The organism is Streptomyces sp. YKOK-I1 (genome assembly GCF_054660435.1).
This window is the reverse complement of sequence record NZ_BAAGDR010000001.1, coordinates 1855087-1868593: the sequence shown is the minus strand read 5'-3', so window position 1 is coordinate 1868593 and position 13507 is coordinate 1855087. Positions and strand designations below refer to the sequence as shown.

14 protein-coding genes and 1 pseudogene are annotated in these 13507 nt (G+C 70.2%); 3 read left to right on the top strand and 12 right to left on the bottom strand.

All coding sequences use genetic code 11. The annotated features are described in order from the left end of the window. Nucleotides 1-15: 15 nt before the first annotated feature. From ACYQ8Q_RS07765 to ACYQ8Q_RS07725, 9 genes are all read right to left on the bottom strand, one after another. Complete coding sequence (locus ACYQ8Q_RS07765) at nt 16-849, bottom strand: alpha/beta fold hydrolase (protein ID WP_460063025.1); 834 nt, start codon at nt 847-849, stop codon at nt 16-18. Nucleotides 850-1059: 210 nt separating this feature from the next. Continuing rightward, the gene (locus tag ACYQ8Q_RS07760; RefSeq protein ID WP_460063024.1) at nt 1060-1932 is read right to left on the bottom strand and encodes an alpha/beta fold hydrolase; all 873 of its coding nucleotides are present in this window, start codon (nt 1930-1932) and stop codon (nt 1060-1062) included. Nucleotides 1933-1971: 39 nt separating this feature from the next. Next, nucleotides 1972-2451 (bottom strand): cupin domain-containing protein, encoded by a 480-nt coding sequence (locus ACYQ8Q_RS07755; protein WP_460063023.1) that lies wholly within the window; start codon nt 2449-2451, stop codon nt 1972-1974. Between the two features lie 14 nt (nt 2452-2465). Continuing rightward, nucleotides 2466-3455: an alpha/beta fold hydrolase gene (locus ACYQ8Q_RS07750; RefSeq protein ID WP_460063022.1), complete on the bottom strand. Its 990-nt coding sequence runs from the start codon at nt 3453-3455 to the stop codon at nt 2466-2468. Between the two features lie 72 nt (nt 3456-3527). Next, a complete protein-coding gene (locus ACYQ8Q_RS07745; protein ID WP_460063021.1) occupies nt 3528-4355 on the bottom strand; it encodes an SDR family NAD(P)-dependent oxidoreductase in 828 nt (275 codons plus the stop codon). Further along, entirely contained in the window at nt 4352-5161 is an 810-nt protein-coding gene (locus tag ACYQ8Q_RS07740) for an alpha/beta hydrolase (RefSeq protein WP_460063019.1), read from the bottom strand. Before ACYQ8Q_RS07740 ends, ACYQ8Q_RS07745 begins: the two co-directional genes overlap by 4 nt. 91 nt (nt 5162-5252) lie before the next feature. Further along, nucleotides 5253-6332 carry an MBL fold metallo-hydrolase gene (locus ACYQ8Q_RS07735; protein ID WP_460063018.1) on the bottom strand — a complete coding sequence of 360 codons (1080 nt, stop codon included), beginning with the start codon at nt 6330-6332 and terminating at the stop codon, nt 5253-5255. A 38-nt stretch (nt 6333-6370) separates the two neighbouring features. Next, complete coding sequence (locus ACYQ8Q_RS07730; protein ID WP_460063017.1) at nt 6371-6634, bottom strand: hypothetical protein; 264 nt, start codon at nt 6632-6634, stop codon at nt 6371-6373. A 67-nt stretch (nt 6635-6701) separates the two neighbouring features. Beyond that, nucleotides 6702-7538: an amidohydrolase family protein gene (locus tag ACYQ8Q_RS07725; protein ID WP_460063016.1), complete on the bottom strand. Its 837-nt coding sequence runs from the start codon at nt 7536-7538 to the stop codon at nt 6702-6704. A gap of 270 nt (nt 7539-7808) precedes the next feature. Between ACYQ8Q_RS07725 and ACYQ8Q_RS07720 the strand changes: the two are divergent. Then, a pseudogene (locus ACYQ8Q_RS07720) lies at nt 7809-8105 on the top strand (MerR family transcriptional regulator); the annotation flags it as partial. A 390-nt stretch (nt 8106-8495) separates the two neighbouring features. On the opposite strand, the gene ACYQ8Q_RS07715 reads toward ACYQ8Q_RS07720, so the two are convergent. From ACYQ8Q_RS07715 to ACYQ8Q_RS07705, 3 genes are all read right to left on the bottom strand, one after another. Further along, nucleotides 8496-10082 (bottom strand): Na+/H+ antiporter, encoded by a 1587-nt coding sequence (locus tag ACYQ8Q_RS07715; protein WP_460063015.1) that lies wholly within the window; start codon nt 10080-10082, stop codon nt 8496-8498. Between the two features lie 33 nt (nt 10083-10115). Next, a complete protein-coding gene (locus ACYQ8Q_RS07710; protein ID WP_460063013.1) occupies nt 10116-10340 on the bottom strand; it encodes a DUF2255 family protein in 225 nt (74 codons plus the stop codon). A gap of 97 nt (nt 10341-10437) precedes the next feature. Then, nucleotides 10438-11454 carry a zinc-dependent alcohol dehydrogenase family protein gene (locus ACYQ8Q_RS07705; protein WP_460063011.1) on the bottom strand — a complete coding sequence of 339 codons (1017 nt, stop codon included), beginning with the start codon at nt 11452-11454 and terminating at the stop codon, nt 10438-10440. Nucleotides 11455-11804: 350 nt separating this feature from the next. Between ACYQ8Q_RS07705 and ACYQ8Q_RS07700 the strand changes: the two genes are divergently transcribed. Together ACYQ8Q_RS07700 and ACYQ8Q_RS07695 are read left to right on the top strand one after the other, a co-directional pair. Then, nucleotides 11805-12686, top strand: a complete 882-nt coding sequence (locus ACYQ8Q_RS07700) for a helix-turn-helix domain-containing protein (RefSeq protein WP_460063009.1) — start codon at nt 11805-11807, stop codon at nt 12684-12686. 191 nt (nt 12687-12877) lie between these two features. Beyond that, nucleotides 12878-13477 carry a flavodoxin family protein gene (locus tag ACYQ8Q_RS07695; protein ID WP_460063008.1) on the top strand — a complete coding sequence of 200 codons (600 nt, stop codon included), beginning with the start codon at nt 12878-12880 and terminating at the stop codon, nt 13475-13477. Nucleotides 13478-13507 lie beyond the last annotated feature (30 nt).

Here is a 13507-nt window from a genome sequence, read left to right as displayed (position 1 = left end):
GGCCGAGCTGAGCGATTACTTGGCCAGGAAGGCCAGCAGCGCGGCGTTGACCTCCTCGGCGTGCGTCCACAGCAGGCCGTGCGGGGCGCCCTCGATCTCGACGTACTCGGCCGAGGGCAGCAGCGCGTGGAAGGGCCGCCCGGTGGCGTCGACGGGCAGGATCCGGTCGGCCGTGCCGTGCAGGATCAGTGTCGGCACGTCGATCTTGGCGACGTCGGCGCGGAAGTCGGTGATCCAGGTGGGCACGCAGGCCACCGACGCGTACGCCGACGCGCCCGCCGCCACGTTCCAACTGGCCCGCACGGCCTCTTCGCTGATCCGGCTGCCGAGCGTCTCGTCGAGGTTGTAGAACGCCTCGTAGAAGCCGGTGAAGTAGGCGTAGCGGTCCTTCGTGACCGCATCCAGGATGCCGTCGAAGACGGACTGGTCGACGCCGCCCGGGTTGTCGTCGGTCTTGAGCAGAAAGGGTTCGAGGGAGGCCAGGAAGGCGGCCTTGGCGACGCGCCGCGAGCCGTACGTACCCAGGTAGCGGCCGACTTCCCCCGTGCCCATCGAGAACCCGACGAGTACCGCGTCGGTGAGGTCCAGCTCGGTCAGTACCGTGTCGAGATCGGCGGCGAAACTGTCGTAGTCGTAGCCCGTGGTCGGCTGCGACGACCGGCCGAAGCCGCGCCGGTCGTAGGTGATGACCCGGTGGCCCGCGTCGAGCAGGGCCGGGAGCTGTTTCTCCCACGAATGGCCGTCCAGCGGGTAGCCGTGGATCAGCACGACGGGCTGCCCGCTCCCGTGGTCCTCGTAGTACAGCTCGATGTCGGCGGAGTTCTCCTGGCCGACGGTGATGTACGGCATGTCGGTTTCCCTTCGTGGGCTTGGTGGATCGGCGCGCGGCGGCGGCGCCGGGGTGCCGCGGACGGGTGTGGCTCGAGATGAGTGACGCTCAGGCGTTCTGCCGGTGGGCCCTTGATCCACTCCGGCTGACGTGGGCCGAAGTCATCGCTGTTCGCCCTGGTCACGGGGTATCACTCAACTGGAGCCACAGCCGTCGCGGATGATGCCGGGTCAGGAGGTGGCGCGGGCGGCGGCCTCGATGACGCGTGCGGTGGCGTCGGGATGCGAGACGAGGATCGCGTGCGAGGCGCCTCGGATCACCTCGGTGTGGGAACCCGCACGAAGCGCCATGGCCTGCTCGGCAGCCGGTGGGATGGCGCGGTCGGCGCCTGCGACCAGGAACCAGGAGGGAATGGTCTTCCACGCCGGTGTGCTGCTGGGTTCGGCGAACGCGGCCAGCGCCACCGGCCGTTGCCCGGCCGCCATCAGCCGGGCCTTGCCGGCCGGCACGTCGGCGGCGAAGACCTGCCGGAAATCCGCGGGGTTGACGTAGGCGTCCTGCCCGCCCGGGAACGGCCGGACCGTCAGCGCCGGCGGGAGCCGGCTGCCCGGGTATTCTCCGAGGATCGCCAGACCGGACTCGCCCTGGTCGGGAGCGAACGCGGCGATGTACACCAAGGCCTTGACGTTGGCGTGGCCCACCGCGGCGTCGGTGATGACGGCGCCGCCGTAGGAGTGGCCGACCAGGATGACCGGCCCGGGAATGGTGTCCAGGACACTGGACACGTAGGCCGAGTCGCCGGCCAGGCCACGGAGCGGGTTCGCGACGCCGATCACGGGGTACCCCCGGCGCTGGAGCCGCGATGTCACCGCGTCCCAGCTCGACGAGTCCGCGAACGCACCGTGGACCAGGACCACGGTCGGCCTCGGTGTGCTCGGTGTGGCCGACGCCGTCGTGGCGTTCGCGGCGGACGCCGACCCGGCGGGCGTGGCGGCGGACAGCGCCGGGACCGTGAGCAGCGTCCCGATCGCCAGCGCCGTGAGCATGAGCTTTCTGCGGCGTTTCCCACCCTCGCGGAATCGCACGGGTTCGATGCTAGCCATCTCTGTTCTCCTCGTCTTACCTGCTCTTTCGGGGTGGGCTCACAAGGACGGCGGCGGTCTGGTGACGCGCAGGTGGAAGGCCTCGGCGGAGGCCACGACCGCCGCGAGATCGAACTCCGGTGGCAGGTCCCCGGCCTCGGCCACCGGGGTGCCGTTGGCCCTGAAGTACTCCTCGATGCAGGCCGGGCTGAACAGCGCCGCTATCCGCGCACCCTCGGGCGAGCGCACCAGATAGCTGTGCGGAACCCCGCGCGGCCCGTACGCGACCTGCCCGGGCACCAGGTCGTGGCGCTGGTCGCCGACGAAGAACGTCACCTCGCCGTCGAGGACGAACCAGACCTCCTCCTCGTCCTCGTGGACGTGGTGCGGGGGTGCGTGGCCCGCCGGGTCGGCGAACTCCATCAGACTGAGCCGGTTGTCGGTCGCGGTGCCGGGAAGCAGAATCCTGGCCTGGCCGCCGAGGAACCAGAAGGGTTCGCGTTCGGCCGTCGGGCCGAAGGTCGGGAAGAACCGGGTCATGTCCGCTCCTGACGTCATCGTCGGCCGCCCAGGAACTTCAGCAGCAGGTCGGTCATCTCTTTCGGGTGCTCCTCGTAGATCCAGTGGCCGGAGTCGGGGACGACGGCCGGGGTGACGTGGGTGGCGTACTGGCGCACCTGGTTCGGGACCGACTCCGCGAGGCTGCCGGAGGCGCCGATCGCCAGGACCGGCATGGTCAGGGGCTTCTTCTGGAACCGCGCGTTGTCGGCGATGTCCTGCGGGAACGTCCGGAACCACTCGAAGCTCGCCTCCAGGTGCGCGTAGTCGCGCAGGTAGGAGGCGAAGACCGCGAGGTCCTCCGTGCTCAGGGCGTCCTTGTGCACCGCGATGCCCCGCATGAAGCCCGACGTCCAGGTCTCCTCGCGGCCGCGGATCAGGCTCTCCGGGAGGCCGGTCTGCAAGGAGAAGAAGCCGAAGTTCCACACCCCGGGCCCCTTGTCCGTCAGCGCCGGGAACGCGTAGACGCTCTGGTCCGGGATCGGGGCCTCGCTGAGCACGAGCTTCTTGACGCTGCGCGGGTACTGCGCGGCGTAGGAGTAGGCGACCATCGTGCCGATGTCGTGGCCGACGACATTCACGTCCTGGTCCTTGCCGAGCGACACCAGGAGTGCGTGCAGCTTGGCGGCCATGGTCTTCTTGTCGTAGCCGGACGCCGGGGCGTCGCTCCGGCCCGCGCCGGGCAGGTCCGGCGCGATGACGGTGTAGTGCTTGGCGAGCTCGGGCATGATGCCGCGCCACTCGTACCAGGTCTGGGGGTAGCCGTGGATCAGGACCAGGGTCGGGCCGTGGCCGCCGATCACGTAGTTGATGCCGATCCCGGCGACCTGGGTCTTGTGTTCGCTGAAGCCGGCGGGCATCTGCTCGCCGGCCGGCGATGCCGGCTTGTCGGAGGCCGAGGCCGTCAGGGTGGCCGAGCCGAGGCCGAGGGCCAGGGCGAAGACCGCGGCCACCAGGCGGCGGGATCCGGGCAGGCGGAATCTCACTGATCTCTCCAAGGGATGTGAGGGGGAAGCGAGGCGCGGCGGGCTCGGTGCCCGCCGTGCCGTGACGGCCGGTCAGAGGGATTCGACGAGGCCGCCGTCGATGACGAAGTCGGCGCCGGTGATGTTCGCCGCCCGGGGACCGGCGAGGTAGAGCACGAGATCGGCGACCTCGGACGGGCGGGTGAAGCGGCCGGTCACCGACTGGTCCGCCGCGCCGCGGGCCACCTCTCCGGGGTCGACGCCCCGGGACTGGCCGACCGTGGCGGCGACACCGCCGGCACCCTGCCACAGCGCCGTCTCCACCGGGCCGGGACCGATGGTGTTCACGCGCACGCCGCGTGGCCCCACCTCCTTGGACAGGGCCTTGCAGAAGTTGGTCAGCGCCGCCTTCGCCGCGCCGTAGTCGATGACCAGCGGGTCCGGCAGCCGGGCGTTGACCGAGGAGACGGTGACGATCCGTCCCTCGCCGGTGGCGAGCAGGTGCGGCAGGGCGGCCCGGGTGGCGCGGACGGCGGCCATGAAGTTGACCGTGAAAGTCCAGTCCCAGTCCTCGTCCGTCACGCCCAGGAAGCCGTCCACCCGCGGCCGCACCGCCCCGACGTTGTTCACCAGGACATCGACACCGCCATGGACCGCGACGGCCTCGGCGACCAGCGCGGCCGGACCGTCGGGCGTCGCGAGGTCGACCTCCACGACGGTGAGTTCGGCGCCCTGTTTCACGTGCTCGTCGAGGGCTTCGGTGCGTTCCCTCGATCCCGCGACGACGCGGGAGCCGGCCGCGAGGAAGGCCTCGACGACGGCCAGCCCGATGCCGCGCCCGGCGCCGGTGACCACGACGGTCCGTCCGGCCAGGCCCGCGTCGGCACCGGACGTTCCGGCGGTCTGGGGAGGGGAGTTCATCGCCCGGCCTCCAGACTCTGCTGCCGCAGCCAGGTGAGAACGGTGTCCGCGACCTCGCGCCAGCCGCTGTCGATCGTCAGGGAGTGCCCGCGGTCGGGGAAGTTGGTGATGTCGGTGACGGCCTCGGAGTGCCGGTACTGCTTGAGGGTGGCCCGGGTGACGACCTCGGGCACCGTGTGATCCTTGCCGCCGGAGATGAGCAGCAGCGGCCCGCGTCCGCTGTTGTCCGTGTCGACCTTCGCCGGCGAGTGGGGGTTGAAGTTGGCGGAGGCGGCCTCGTACAGCGGCTTGCCCGGCGCGGGGACGGTCCAGCGCTCGTACAGGGCTGCCGATTCCTCCTCGGCAACGGCGTTGCCGAACGCGAACCGGAACTGCTCCGCGGTCAGGGAGACCGACCGGCGCTTGTTGGTCGGGTTCTTGAAGACCGGGAACGTCGCCTTCAGCGCGGACAGCGGCAGGGGCAGAACGCCCTTGATCTGTGCGGCGTCGATCGCGACCGCCGCGGCGGCGCGGTCCTGGCCGAGCAGCTTCTGCGCGATCATCCCGCCGAACGAGTGACCGATCACGATGGGCCGCACGGGCAGGGCCGCGATCAGGGCCGCGTAGTGCTCGACGACGTCGTCGATGCCGTAACCGGCGACGCTCTCGGGGTTCTGGCGCGCTTCCTCGACGGTGTCGGGGTCACCGGGCCACCCGGGCGCGGACGGGGCGTAGCCCTCGTCGCGGAACAGGTCGATCCACGGCTGCCAGGAGGTGCTGTGCAGCCAGAGCCCGTGGATGAAGACCACGGGAAGGGGGACGGTCATGGCGGGGCCTCTCTTGAGTGGGTGTCCTGACCCGGCATACACACGAAACCGGGAACCCGGTGCCCTCGCACCGGGGAGGCACCCCAGTGGTTCACGGGTGGACGCCGAACGGCCCGAGGACACCCGCGTCGATCCGCAGGGACTCCAGCAGCGTCCACGCGTTGTCCCGTGTGAAGACGTCGGCGGCGGCGAGGACTCCGGTGTACTTCGCGGCCACGGGAGCGGCGGCGGCGTCCGCGACCGCGTCGAGGAAGGTCTTGAAGATCGCCCACGAGTTGCCCTGCGCGCCGTACTTGGCGAAGAACGGGCTCGGGTCGACGGAGGCGACCGCGGACCGGGTGCTGGCCTCCAGATCGTCCATGTACCGGATCTGCAGGGCGCCGTCCGCGCGGACTCCGAGCCGCCCGAGATGGCCGCCGACGAACGTCTGCCACGGGTAGTCCATCGCGATGCCCTGCGCCTTGATCCAGGCGGGGATGTCCTGGGAGACCGCGAGGTTCTTGAACGGCACCCAGCCCGGGTACAGGACGTCGACCAGCATCAGGGTGGCGTACTCGGGCGCGTGGATGAAGATGTTGTCGGGGGAGTGGTTGGGCCCGTGGTACGCCAGGCGCAGGCATTCTCCGCCGACGTTGAGCTGGTACTTGTCCTGGAACGTGACCGTCGGCAGCGGACGGTTGGGGTCCGCCGCACGGGCCAGCAGTCCGGCCGTCGCGGCGTGCGAGATCCGGACGACGTCCTTTCCGAACAGACCGGCGGCGCCGATGTGGTCGGCGTGCGAGTGCGAGTACACCAGATGTGTGACCTTGCTCGGCCGGCCGTTGGCCCGGGTGACGTCGTCGATCGCGCGGAGCAGATTGCGCCCGATGGTCGGCGGTGCGTCGACGAGGACGACGCCCCGCGTGGTCGTCAGGAACATGGACTGGTAGTAGGAGTCCGTGACCCAGTAGAGGTTTCCGGCGATCCGGCCCACGTGGTAGCCGTCCGCGTTCGGCGTGGGTCCGACCGAGCCAGCCGGGATCGGCGCGTAGTCGGGCAGCCCGCCCTCGTCGGCGTGGGCGGGCTCGGCCAGCGCGCCGACGAGCGTGGCGGCGGCAGGGACGGCGAGGGCGCCGGCAGCGCCCTTGAGGAATCCGCGGCGGCCGGTCGGAGGCAGGAGTTCGGGAGGCATGGGAATCTGGTCGCCTTTCGGTTCGGGAACAGGGATGTTCAGCTGAAGCAGGGATCGAAGGTGTCGAGTGGCCGGTGACCGTCGCCGGCCCGGCCGGTCCGCTGTCGCCGACGGAGGTGTTCGGCGGATTCGGCGGCGGCGTCCTGGACGCACTCGGCCCGGCGCAGCCCGGAACGATCGGAGCTGTGGCCCGCCTGATGGCCGCCCAGGTGCGCGATCGGACTCCAGTCCGGCTGGACGGGGGGCACGGGCGGCGTCAGGCCTTCGAAGAAGTCGACGGCGTGGACGACCCGACCGCCCACGACCGTGAGCAGCGCATCGATCCCGGGGATCCGATCTTGAGGATGCCCTTGACGTCCTGTTCGCCCGTCAGCCGGGCACCGCCGGTGGTGTACGAGGCGAGGGCTTCGGCCCGGTCCATGCGGCTGTGCCAGGCTCTCCTCCTTCTCGAACTCCGGCTCGTACGGGCCCAGTTCCGGACAAGGCTGTGCGAAGTTCTCCAAGTCCGCCGCGGCCCACGTCAGGTTCTCCCTCGCGCCGTTGAGCCGTAGCCACTCGTCGTTGGAGGTCGGTGACCGCTCGGTAGCCGGACGGGAAGTCCTGGAATCCGTCGGCGGCGTCGATCAGCGACGTCGACCCGAACCGGTTGACGAGCTGGCCGCCCACGGGGTCGGGGCTGTCACGGGTGATCCCGGCGGCGTGCAGCGCGGCGCGATTCAAGAGCGCGGCCTGAGAGAGGTGGGTGATGACGACCGGGGTGTCAGGCGCGGCGGCGTTGAGTTCCGTCGGCGTCGGCATGCGGTGCTCCGCCACCGATGCGACGCTCCAGCCGCCCGTGACCCGGAGCCACCGGCCGGGCGGAGTCCGCGCGGCCTGCTCCCGCACCGTCGCCAGCCCCTGCCGCAGAGTCCGCACGCCGTCCCACCGGAGTTCGAGGACGACATGCGGGCCGCCGCGGACGACGTGGTGGCGCGAGTCGTTCAGGCCCGGCACAACGCGGTGCCCCAAGGCATCGATCACCCGAGTCCGCGGACCGACCAGCGCGGCGACCGCCCGGTCCCCGCCGACGACGGTCACCGAACCGTTCCGCACGGCGAGCGCGGTCGCGGCCGGCCGCTTCGGGTCGCCCGTGAAGATCTTCGCATGGCGCAGGACAAGATCCGCGGGCTGCGCCGGAGCACCTGTGCGGATACCGGCCACCGGCATCAATGTCATGGTCCCTCCCTCGGGATGGCTGCCGACGGCCCCAGTGCTCCTGGCCGCGCACACCGTGATCGCCGACCACGTCAGGACAGCACCGCGTGAGCAGCGTTCGCACCGGGGCGTCACCCCAGCGGGACGCACCCACCGACGGCCGCCACGGACTGGGGTGGACCCCGGTGGGAGCCGCGTCAGAACACCGGTCACCTGGGAAACGGGCTTCGGAAGGAGGGCGCTGAAACGGAGGGGAGCGCAGGTCGCCTACAGCCTCCCGGTGCTACTGTTCGCGCCAGTGGGCAGCGGCACTACACGGACACCGACGCGGAGCGGGTCGCGTTCGTCCAGCGTCTGTTCGGTGCCGGACTGTCCAGCCGGACCATAGTGGAACTGCTGCCCTGCGTCGAAGCGCCGAGTGAGAGGAACTCGGAGGCCGCGCCGGAACGGTGGGAACAGGAGCGAGACCGGCTGAGCCGGCACATCGACGACCTCGTCCGCACGCGGGACTCGCTCGACGCGGCGATCATCACGGCCCGGGCCCATCGTGAGGTCCTGCGGACAGAGACGGCCGGCTGACCGGACAACGGCCTGGAGACCATCTGGACCCGCATGCCTGGTGGTGCCGTGCTGTGCTCCGATGGCCGTCGAGATCACCTCACGAAGGAGGCTGGCGGTCGTCCCGGCTGTCGGGCAGGCGAAGGCGGACGGCAGGTGCCGGCGTGCGGGCAGCAGTTCGCGTGGCAGGTCCGGGTCTGGCTGGACGCGCTCCGACTACGACCGGACCGGACCGCCTTTCGATCCCCCCGCTGCGCGGCGCCTGGTCGGACCAGCCGTTCTCCTACCGGGGCGACCCCTACCGCGTGGAAGCGCTCGACCTCCGGCCCCGCCCACCAACCGGACAGCGGAGGACGGACGCGGTGTGGCCCCGGACGACGTGGGGCTCGCCCCGCTCCTCGGAGACATGGGTCATTCGGCCGCAGTGCCTCCGGCCAGGCGCATCTCTTCGCTGTCGAGGGCGGCTTGCAGGCGGCGCAGTACGGTGTCGTCGATCCGGCGTTCGTCGCGGAGCCGGACGACGGTGGCGCGCTTGTTGGCGATGAGGGCGAGGCGCAGTGCGAGGTAGTCCTGGTGCTGGAGCACCGCGGGGGCGTCGTGGGCGCCTGCGCTCATGGCCCGCACGGACGCCAGGTGAGCTTCGTACTCCTGGCGCAGCCATTCGACGATCTTCGGTTCAGACCGCAGATCGGTGGCGAGTCGGGGCATCGCCTTGATGGCCTCCTCGATGGCGGCGGTCTCGGCCAGGTGGTGCTCCTCGTCGACCGAGGTATCGGGTGGCAGGTTCGCCCAGCGCACCGCCAACGGCAGCAGCAGCCCCTGTACGACCAGGGTCACGAGGATGACGCCGGAGGTGACGAAGACGATGAAGCTGCGGTCGGGGAACGGCTCGCCCGAGTCGAGGGTCTGCGGTACCGAGAGCACCATGGCGAGGGAGACCGCGCCCCGGAACCCGGCCAGGCCGCTGACCACCCGGGTTCGGTGACCGACCCGAAGCGTGCGCTGTCGGGGACGGCGGTCGAGTGCGCGGACCAGGTAGGTGGAGGCGTACAGGAACGCGAAACGCACGGCGACGAGCACCACGCAGATGACGCCGACCGCGATCAGCGCGTCCTGGAGGTCGGCGTGGCCGAGGTCACGGACGGCGTACTGAAGTTCCACGCCCACGAGGACGAACAGCGCGCCGTTGATGATGAAGGTGGCCAGTGGCCAGAACGCCAGCGCCTGTGTGCGGTGCTCGGCCTGGATGATGCGCGGGGCCACCTGGGACATGATCAGGCCGCTGACGACCACCGCGAGGACACCGGAGGCCTCCACCAGTTCCGCGAGCAGATACGCCGTGAAAGGCGCCAGGATCATGACCAGGTTGCCCAGCAGGGGATCGGCCAGACGGCGCCGCAGGTTCATGTTGACCCACGCGACCGCCACGCCCACGGCCGCGCCGCCGCCGTAGGCGAGCAGGAACAGTCCACCGACGTGCGGGACGCTCAGGTGTTCCTCACCGACCGTGATGCCGACGGCGAGGCCGTAGACGACCAGGGCCGTGCCGTCGTTGACCAGACTCTCCGCGCGCAGGACGGTGACCTGGCGGCGCGGCAGCGCCCGGGCCAGGACACCGACCGCCGTCGCGTCGGTGGGCGCCAGGGCAGCGCCGAGCACCCACGCCGGCCCCCACGGCAGCCCGAGGGCATGCCCCGTTGCGGCCACGGCCCAGGCGGTCAGGATGACGAGGACGGTGCTCAGCTGCAGGATGCCGCGCAGGTTGGTGCGGATCTCCCGTAGCGAGGTGGTCAGGCTCTCCCAGTACAGCAGGACCGGGAGGAACAGCAACAGCACGACTTCCGGGGGAAGTTGAGCTTCCCGTACCGCCGGGACGAACCCCAGGAGTACGCCGGTCACGAGCAGGACGACGGGCGGGGCGATGCCGAGCCGCTGTCCCAGCACGTTGCCGACCAGCACGGCCACGCCCAGGACCACGACCAGTTCGAGACCGAGCAAGGTGTTTCTCCTGGAGCAGGAAAGGGCTGTGGATCAGCGGGGGAGGAGCCGCAGGGTGGTGTCACGCGAGGCCACCATCGGATCGACGTAACGCGCGCCGTAGCGGCCGTACTTGGTGTGGTAGGCGGCGTCGATTCGGTCGTTGACGCGGGGTCGGTGACCTCGGCGAGGGTGACGTCCCTGGCGACGCCGCCGGAGAGGATGTGGCCTTGGTAGCTGGCCCGGGCCGCTCAGCTCGTCGTTCGTCCAGGTCGTCACGGGCTTGCCTCCTTCACGCGGCTGCGACCGCGTGGCGGGGTGTGCCCTCGTGGGCGTGCGCGCGGCCGACGCAGCGCACGCCCACGAGGCGACAGGGTCAAGGGGTGAGGAGGGTCTTGATGGCGCGGCGTTCGTCCATCGCCTTGTAGCCCTCGGCGACCTGGTCCAGGGGCAGGGTGAGGTCGAAGACCTTGCCCGGGTCGATGTGGCCGGACAGGACGCGGTCGATCAGGTCGGGCAGGTAGCGGCGCACCGGGGCCGGGCCGCCGCGCAGGCCGACCTGGGAGAAGAACAGCTCCTGGCCGTCGACGGCCACCTCGTGCGGCACGCCGACGAAGCCGACGTTGCCGCCGGGGCGTGCGGAGTGCAGGGCCTGGCTCATGGACTGGGCCGTGCCGACGCACTCCAGGACGGAGTCGGCGCCGATGCCGCCGGTCAGCTCCTTGATGCGGGCGATGCCTTCCTCGCCGCGTTCGCCGACGATGTCGGTGGCGCCGAACTCCAGGGCGAGCTTCTGCCGCGACGCGTGCCGGGACATCGCGATGATCCGTTCGGCACCGAGTTCCTTCGCGGCGATGACACCGCACAGGCCGACCGCCCCGTCACCGACCACCACGGCCGTCGAACCGGGCTTCACCTCGGCGGCCAGCGCGGCCCACCAGCCGGTGCCCATCACGTCGGAGACGGCGAGCAGGCCGGGCACGAGTTCGGCGGAGGGGTGTTCGTCGGTGGCGACCAACGTGCCGTGGGCGTTGGGGACACGTACGTACTCGGCCTGGCAGGTGCTCATGAACTCGCGGTTCAGGCAGCTCGACTGCCAGCCCTTCCGGCAGTTGGCGCAGGTGTTGTCGGAGGTCGCGAAGGAGCCGACCACGAACTGGCCCGGCTTGACATGGGTGACCTCGCTGCCGGTCTCCTCGACGATGCCGACGTACTCGTGGCCCATCGGGTGCGGGTCACCGACAGGCTCCAGACCGCGGTACGGCCACAGGTCCGAGCCGCACACACAGGTGGCCACCGTGCGGATGATCGCGTCCGTCGGCTTGACGATCTCCGGCTCGGGGACGTTCTCCACCCGGATGTCACCGGGGGCGTGGATCACGGTCGCTCGCATGTCTTTTCTCCTGCTGCGTTTCTCGGGTGGGGGTGGCTCGGGCTCGGGTGGGGTCTTCCTGCTGGAGGCCCTTGCCGGCCGACAGCCGCTTCAGGAATACCCTCGTGATTTTCATCGTTCGTTGTTGAGGCGCCGGCGCCGGGACAGCCGCGACACGCGGACATGCCGGATTCCCCGACGATGGCCAACAGGTATGCAGAAGCGTCAGCGGCCCGTATGAAAAATTCCCGTCCTCGACTCTGTCACCACCCGCGGGGCCCGTGCAGAGGAGAATTCCACCCCAGGCGGGACACATCCAGGGACAAAACCCTCCTACCCAGCCGAGTGGCGGGCAGCGCACACTGACCAGTATGAACAGCAGTGCACACCGTAAGGAGCTGGGCCAATTCCTGAAGGCCCGCCGGGCCGAACTCAGCCCCCGCACGGTCGGCCTGCCCGAAAGCGACCGGAGAAGGCGTGTGACCGGCCTGCGCAGGGACGAGGTCGCCGTGCTCGCCGCCATCAGCACCCACCACTACACCCGCCTGGAGCAAGGGCGCACGACCCCCTCCGCGTGTCTGCTGTCCGAGCTTGTCCGGGTCCTGCACCTGAGTGACGACCAGCGGGACCGCCTGTTCGAGTTGGCCGGACGGGAAGCCGGCGCGGCGCGGCGGCGGGCTCCGCAGAAGGCGCACCCCCGGCTGCGCACCGTGCTGAACGAGCTCAACGTGGCCCCCGGCGTGATCATGGGCCGGTACCTGGACATCCTGGCGTGGAACCCGATGGCCGCGGCCTTGTTCGGCACCGGTTTCACGGCCCCCACAGCGCGCCCCAACTACATCCGGCAGCTCTTCACCGACCCGGCCATGAGAACGCTGTACGCCGACTGGGAGGAATCCGCCCGCAACGCCGTGGCTGTGCTGCGGCAGCAGGCCACAGCCTGCCCCGGCGACCGTGGTCTGACCGATCTCGTCGGTGATCTGTCCGTGAGCGACGACCACTTCCGGAAGTGGTGGGGAGGCCGCCAAGTGGTGCCCCGCGGCGGAGGTGTCAAGGTGTTCGACCATCCGGTCGCCGGTGAACTCACCCTCGCCTGGGATGTCCTCACCTGTGTGTCCGACCCCGACCAGCGACTGGTCGTCTGGAGCGCCGAACCCGGCTCGCGCAGCTATGAAGCGTTGCGCTTCCTTTCGTCTTGGTCGGCGGCCCGGCAGGACGGCGCCGGGACGGACAGTTGCGGGAAAAGCTCATAGTAAGGAAAAGGCGAGAGGGGCCGGCGTAACTGAGGTGCTGTGCTTTCCGGCACGCCTTCCTGCGCAATATCTTCCGTCAGGCCGGGAACAGTTCCCGACCAGGGACAAATCCTTCCTACCTTTGCCGTTGAATTCCGTGTCATGCTTCCGGAGAACGATTCACGCAATCCTTTTAGAGGAGCAATACCCTCATGTCCTCCACCCCCCGCCCCACGGTCGCCGTCGCTTTCCATTCCGGCTACGGTCACACCGCTGTCATAGCCGAGGCCGTGGCGCGCGGCGCCGCGGAAGCAGGCGCCGAGGTGGTCTCCATCCCCGTGGACACGATCACCGACGAGCAGTGGGCGCGGCTGGACGCCGCCGACGCGATCGTCTTCGGCGCGCCCACCTACATGGGCACCGCCTCCGCCGCCTTCCACACCTTCGCCGAGGCCAGCAGCAAGCGCTGGTACACCCAGACCTGGGCCGACAAGATCGCCGCCGGTTTCACCAACTCGGGTGCCAAGAACGGCGACAAGTCCTCGACCCTGGGCTACTTCTTCACGATGGCCGCCCAGCACGGCATGCACTGGATCAGCCTCGGCGTGCAGCCGGGCTGGGCCTCCACCGAGGGCAGCGAGGACGACGTCAACCGTCTGGGCTACTTCGTCGGTGCGGGCGCCCAGACTCCGGTCGATGCCGGCCCCGAGGCTGTGCACAAGTCCGACATCGCCACGGCTGAGGGCCTCGGTGCCCGTGTCGCGCGGCAGACCGCGTATTTCCTGGCCGGCCGTACCGCCCTCGCGGCCTGAGTCGGACCGCCCTTCACACACATCCAAGGA

Excerpts from the sequence above, each read along its gene's own strand:
- ACYQ8Q_RS07705 (WP_460063011.1), bottom strand. The coding sequence starts at position 11,454 with ATGCGAGCGACCGTGATCCACGCCCCCGGTGACATCCGGGTGGAGAAC.
- ACYQ8Q_RS07735 (WP_460063018.1), bottom strand. The coding sequence starts at position 6,332 with ATGCCTCCCGAACTCCTGCCTCCGACCGGCCGCCGCGGATTCCTCAAG.
- ACYQ8Q_RS07755 (WP_460063023.1), bottom strand. The coding sequence starts at position 2,451 with ATGACCCGGTTCTTCCCGACCTTCGGCCCGACGGCCGAACGCGAACCC.
- ACYQ8Q_RS07725 (WP_460063016.1), bottom strand. The coding sequence starts at position 7,538 with ATGCCGGTGGCCGGTATCCGCACAGGTGCTCCGGCGCAGCCCGCGGAT.
- ACYQ8Q_RS07760 (WP_460063024.1), bottom strand. The coding sequence starts at position 1,932 with ATGGCTAGCATCGAACCCGTGCGATTCCGCGAGGGTGGGAAACGCCGC.
- ACYQ8Q_RS07700 (WP_460063009.1), top strand. The coding sequence starts at position 11,805 with ATGAACAGCAGTGCACACCGTAAGGAGCTGGGCCAATTCCTGAAGGCC.
- ACYQ8Q_RS07745 (WP_460063021.1), bottom strand. The coding sequence starts at position 4,355 with ATGAACTCCCCTCCCCAGACCGCCGGAACGTCCGGTGCCGACGCGGGC.
- ACYQ8Q_RS07695 (WP_460063008.1), top strand. The coding sequence starts at position 12,878 with ATGTCCTCCACCCCCCGCCCCACGGTCGCCGTCGCTTTCCATTCCGGC.
- ACYQ8Q_RS07740 (WP_460063019.1), bottom strand. The coding sequence starts at position 5,161 with ATGACCGTCCCCCTTCCCGTGGTCTTCATCCACGGGCTCTGGCTGCAC.
- ACYQ8Q_RS07765 (WP_460063025.1), bottom strand. The coding sequence starts at position 849 with ATGCCGTACATCACCGTCGGCCAGGAGAACTCCGCCGACATCGAGCTG.